Genomic DNA, 5,338 nt, shown 5'->3' on the forward strand with positions numbered 1-5,338 from the left:
ATACGCATGAAGCGATGGCATATTCGGTCATGCCTTCCCGGCTACGGCATACTGGCCGCATGCGCCAGCTGCTTCTCGCAACCTGCCTGCTCCTGTGCGTCGCACCGGCGGCCCTTGCACACGATCCGCCGCCAACCACGACGCGTGACGCCGTCGCTAGGCTGCGGATCGTCGCGGTCGATGGCGGCTTCCTGGCGTATGCCGACAACCTGCTGCCCGGCCCGGTGGAAGTCCGGCTCGATGTCGCCAGTGGCGCCCGCCCACAGGCCGAGCCCGCGCTGCCGGCCCGCGCCGGGATTGCCGCTGGCGCCAGCGTGCTGCTCACGCGCCTGCAACGCCCACCCGGCAACGAGGGGCGGCTGCAATTGCGCCTGCGCGGCGTGCCCGGCAGCAGCAATGCCAAACCGCGCGACGTGCTCTACCTGTTGCCGCTGCAACAAGCCACGCCACGGATCGACCAAGGCTTCGACGGCGCCTACAGCCACAACGATGACGAGAACCGCGATGCGCTGGATTTTGCCGCACCGATCGGCACCCCGGTGCTGGCCGCACGCAGCGGCATCGTGCTGCAGGTGGAAACCGGCTTTCGCGAACATGGCACGGATGCGGCACGCGACGCCGCCCGCGCCAATTACATCCGCATCCTGCACGACGACGGCAGCATGGCGCTGTACGGTCACCTCGCCCCTGGTGGTGCCATGGTCGTGGTGGGCCAGCAGGTCGAAGCCGGCGAGCGCATCGGCAGCTCCGGCAATACCGGCTACAGCACCGCGCCGCACCTGCACTTCGTGGTGCAGGTCAATCGCGGCGGGCAGTTGCTGTCGATTCCGTTTCGGATGCAGGGTGTGGCGCTTGCCCACGCATCGGGGATGCGCTGATCAGGTGATTCGCAGCGTTGTCAGCGCACAGTCAACGATCAGTCGTAAACGACTCCATCAGATTTGACGACAGTACGCGCATCACCAGCATCCACGAACAACGACGTCAGCCAATTCCAGAAATCAGCCGACACGCTTTCCGTCGACGGGGCACTTGCGGATGCCTCCATCATGGACGACGCGAACACCAACATCGCAAGCAATACGACCCTCTTCATTCCATACCCTTCGGTTGTCGAAAACGGCTGCAAAACAATTCACCGCTTCCGAGTTGCTCCGCCACGACCCCTCACTCGAGTCTGCCGCCGGCACGCACCGTATCCGCAAACGCGCGATTGCGTTTGCTGCGTTCGTGATCGGGCCCCAGCTTGGCATCCAGTAGCGGCTGGGCTGCGGCAAACGCCGCCAACGCGTCCTCGCGCCTGCCGGCGCGGCCAAGCACACGGCCGTAATTGCTGCGATAAATGCCCATCATCGGGTTGTCCGCCGCGCCCAACAGAGTCGGGCCGTCCGTCAGCACCGAACGCATCAACGGGATGGCCTCGTCGTAACGGCCGCGGCGGGACAGCAACAGGGCCAAGTCGTTGCGAACGATCAGCAGCAGCGGATTGTGCTTGCCATTCAGGGCCGCCAGCAAATCACGCAACTGCGCTTCGGATTCGTCCAGCTTGCCGAGATCTTCCAGGACGTAGGCACGATTGTGTTCGGCTCCCAAGGTCAGGGAAGCATCGGGACCGAGCCGTTCGCGGGTGGAACTGACCAGCTCATTCAGCAAGGGCTCGACCTCCTGCAAGCGTCCTTGCTGGACCAGGATCACCACCAGATTGTTGAGTGTGGTCAACGTGGACGGATGGGTATTGCCCAAGCTCTTGCGGCGCGCGGCCAGCACCTCGCGGGTGATGGCCTCCGCCTGCTTGGTGTGGCCAAGGTGCTGCTGGACGGCACCCAGCATGTTGTAGCTGTAGAGGGTCAGTGGGTGTTGGGCACCGAAGCGCTTGCTGCGGCCCTGCCAAGCCTGCCGTGCCAGCGGCTCGGCGGCAGCCGCATCGCCACTGGCAAACACCGTCGATGCGTGATTATGCAGAGCCGCCAGCGTATCCGGCGCATTTGCCCCCTGGGTCTTGCGGGCCAATTCGTAGATGGAGCCGGAGATTGTCCGCGCATCCTCAGGACGTTGCGCGTTGCCCAGCAAGGTCACCAAAGCGGTGCCGACTTCGACCTGCAGCTTGGCATTGTTCTGGGTTTTCGCGATGGCAAAAATCCGCCTAAGCTCGGCCTCCCCCGCATCGACCTGACCGATGCCACCACGCGCCAGTGCCTCGTTGGCTGCCGCGCTCAGGGTTTCCGCTGCATTCGAGCCATTGCGCCGCAGCGACAGTGCATGCGCCTGCTTGAAGCGCTGATAGGCGCGCTCTGATTCGCCCATGTGCATCAAGGCGCCACCGATGGTGGTGGCCAGAATTTGCCGCACCTCAGGCGGCAGTTGGGTGCCCTGACTCTCGAAATCACGATCAGTGGCTTGCAGCCATTCACGCAGGCTGATGTCGGAGCTCTCGCCTTCGTCGGGGTCGGCGGATTGCAGCATGGTGTTGAGGAAGCCGTTCACCGCCGCCAGCTGCTGCGCCCGCGCCTGCGATTCGGCCAGTGCTGCCTGCGCGCGTCGTGCCGACAGCGTGCTGATCACGGTCGCCGTCACCAACGAGATGAAGATCACCGCCACCGCCGCACTCAGGGCACGGTTGCGGCGGATGAAGCGTCCGCTGCGATAGCTCCAGGTCGGTGCCCTGGCCTTGATCGGGCGCGAGGCCAGCACGGCTTCCAGATCGTCGGCGAATGCCGCCGCCGTCTCGTAGCGCTGCGCAGGCTCCGACGCCAGCGCCTTCATCACCACCAGGCTGAGATCGCCACGCGCGGCGCGGTTGATCCGGCCCAGCGGCGTCGGCTCCTCGCGGCGCACGATCATCAGCGCCTCGATCAGCGAAGAGGTGGACAGCCCCGGATGCGGCAAGCGGCCCGCCAGCAGCTCGTAGCCGATCGCCCCCAGCGCATACACGTCACTGCGCGCATCGGCCTCGTTGGCATGGCCTTCCAGCTGTTCCGGCGCCATGTACGGCAGCGAGCCCATCACCTGGCCGGCGCGGGTCATGCCGGCCTCGGCCTCGTCCTGCAGGCGCGCGATGCCGAAATCGAGGATCTTCGGCTGGCCGTGTTCGTCGACCAGGATGTTCGACGGCTTCAGGTCGCGGTGGATGATCCCGCGCCGGTGCGCGTAGTCCACCGCCTGCGCCAGCTTGACCAGCAATCCGATCCGCACCCGCAGGTCCGGCTGTTCGCGTTCCAGATAGCCGCGCAGGTCCGGCCCGCGCACGTATTCCAGCGCGAACCACGGCGACGGCAGCCCGCCCAGCGTGTCCTCGCCGGCTGCGTACAGGCGGACGATGCCGGGATGTTCGAGCTGGCCGAGGATGGTGATTTCGCGGCGGAAGCGATCCAGCGCGGACGAGGAAATCCCGCGTACCACCTTGATCGCCACCTCGCGCGCCGGATGGGTTTCGCGGCCGAGGTAGACCCGCCCCATCGCGCCTTCGCCCAGCAGACCAGTCACCCGATACGGTCCGATCGATTCCGGCAGGCCGGCGGCCCGTTGTGCGTCCTCGTCCAATGCCTGCGTGGGGTCGTCGTGCATGGTGCTCCTCACGGGTTTCGTCCCGGCCATCCTGCCAGCGCCGGTATAATCGTGCAATGTCAGAAGTCGCCTCAGAAGCTGCGCGCCGTCGCACCTTCGCCATCATTTCCCACCCCGACGCCGGCAAGACCACGCTGACGGAGAAACTCCTCCTGTTCGGCGGTGCGATCCAGATGGCCGGTTCGGTCAAGGGCCGCAAGGCCGCGCGCCACGCCACCTCCGACTGGATGGCGCTGGAAAAGGAACGCGGGATTTCGGTCACCAGCTCGGTGATGCAGTTCCCGTACGAGGGCCGCATCGTCAACCTGCTGGACACCCCCGGCCACGCCGACTTCGGCGAGGACACCTACCGCGTGCTCACCGCGGTGGACTCGGCCTTGATGGTGATCGACGTCGCCAAGGGCGTGGAAGAGCGCACCATCAAGCTGATGGAAGTCTGCCGCCTGCGCGACACCCCGATCATGACCTTCGTCAACAAGCTCGACCGCGAGGGCAAGGATCCGATCGAGCTGCTGGATGAAATCGAATCGGTGCTCGGCATCCAATGTGCACCCGTGACCTGGCCGATCGGCATGGGCCAGCGACTGAAAGGCGTGGTGCACCTGGTGTCCGGCGAGGTGCATCTGTACGAACCGGGGCGCAATTTCACGCGGCAGGATTCGACCATCTTCGCCTCGCTGGATGATCCGGGTGTCGCTGCCGCAATCGGCTCCGAATTGCTGGACGAAGTGCGCGAGCAACTGGAACTGGTGCAGGGCGCCAGTCATCCGTTCGATCAGGAGGCGTACCTGGCCGGCCAGCACTCCCCGGTGTTCTTCGGCTCCGGCGTCAACAACTTCGGCGTGCAGCCGCTGCTGGATTTCTTCGTCGAACATGCGCCGGCACCGCGCGCGCGCGCCACCACCAGCCGCGACGTGGCGGCAAGCGAGAACAAACTCACCGGCTTCGTGTTCAAGATCCAGGCCAACATGGATCCGATGCACCGCGACCGAGTGGCCTTCATGCGCGTGTGCTCGGGCAAGTTCAGCGCCGGCATGAAGGCCTTCCACGTGCGCAGTGGCAAGGAGGTCAAGCTGGCGAACGCGCTCACGTTCATGGCCAGCGACCGCGAGATCGCCGAAACCGCCTTCCCAGGTGACGTGATCGGCATCCACAACCACGGCACCATTTCCATTGGCGACACCTTCAGCGAAGGCGAAGCACTGAGCTTTACCGGCATTCCCTCGTTTGCACCGGAACTGTTCCGCCGCGCCCGCCTGCGCGACCCGCTCAAGCTCAAGCAATTGCAGAAGGGTCTCGCGCAGTTGTCCGAAGAAGGCGCCACCCAGTTCTTCAAGCCGATGATGAGCAATGACCTGATCCTCGGCGCGGTCGGCGTGCTGCAGTTCGACGTGGCGGCGTACCGCCTGAAGGACGAATACGGCGTGGAAGCGGTGTTCGAACCGGTGCAGGTGTCCACCGCACGCTGGATCCGCTGCGACGACGCCAGGAAGCTGGAAGAATTCCGCGAGAAGAACGCGATGAACCTCGCCATCGACGCTACCGGTGAACTGGTCTACCTCGCACCCAGCCGGGTCAACCTGCAGCTGGCGCAGGAACGTGCACCGTCGGTTGAATTCCTGGCAACGCGTGAGCATGCGCAGGCGGTGGCATAGCCCCTCACCCCGGCCCTCTGCCCGCAAACGGGGAGAGGGAGCCACACTCCCGCATACACTTTCCTTCGCCCCGCGCAACGGGGAGAAAGTCACGCCTGCCGCACGCGCTTTCCCTTCGC

Annotated in this window: 3 protein-coding genes; 2 read left to right on the forward strand and 1 reads right to left on the reverse strand. The window is 65.3% G+C overall.

Annotated features, from left to right (window positions below):
• Window positions 1-59 precede the first annotated feature (59 nt).
• Window positions 60-878: a M23 family metallopeptidase gene (locus IT472_RS09135; protein WP_297181089.1), complete on the forward strand. Its 819-nt coding sequence runs from the start codon at window positions 60-62 to the stop codon at window positions 876-878.
• Between the two features lie 289 nt (window positions 879-1,167).
• Here IT472_RS09135 and IT472_RS09140 read toward each other — a convergent pair whose 3' ends face one another.
• On the reverse strand, window positions 1,168-3,564 hold the full coding sequence (locus IT472_RS09140; protein WP_297181091.1) for a serine/threonine-protein kinase: 2,397 nt from the start codon (window positions 3,562-3,564) through the stop codon (window positions 1,168-1,170).
• Window positions 3,565-3,620: 56 nt separating this feature from the next.
• On the opposite strand from IT472_RS09140, the gene IT472_RS09145 reads away from it, so the two are divergent.
• On the forward strand, window positions 3,621-5,219 hold the full coding sequence (locus tag IT472_RS09145; RefSeq protein WP_297181093.1) for a peptide chain release factor 3: 1,599 nt from the start codon (window positions 3,621-3,623) through the stop codon (window positions 5,217-5,219).
• Window positions 5,220-5,338: the final 119 nt, after the last annotated feature.

The organism is Thermomonas sp. (assembly GCF_020850895.1).
Classification (GTDB): Bacteria; Pseudomonadota; Gammaproteobacteria; order Xanthomonadales; family Xanthomonadaceae; genus Thermomonas.

Excerpts from the sequence above, each read along its gene's own strand:
- IT472_RS09135 (WP_297181089.1), top strand. The coding sequence starts at position 60 with ATGCGCCAGCTGCTTCTCGCAACCTGCCTGCTCCTGTGCGTCGCACCG.
- IT472_RS09140 (WP_297181091.1), bottom strand. The coding sequence starts at position 3,564 with ATGCACGACGACCCCACGCAGGCATTGGACGAGGACGCACAACGGGCC.
- IT472_RS09145 (WP_297181093.1), top strand. The coding sequence starts at position 3,621 with ATGTCAGAAGTCGCCTCAGAAGCTGCGCGCCGTCGCACCTTCGCCATC.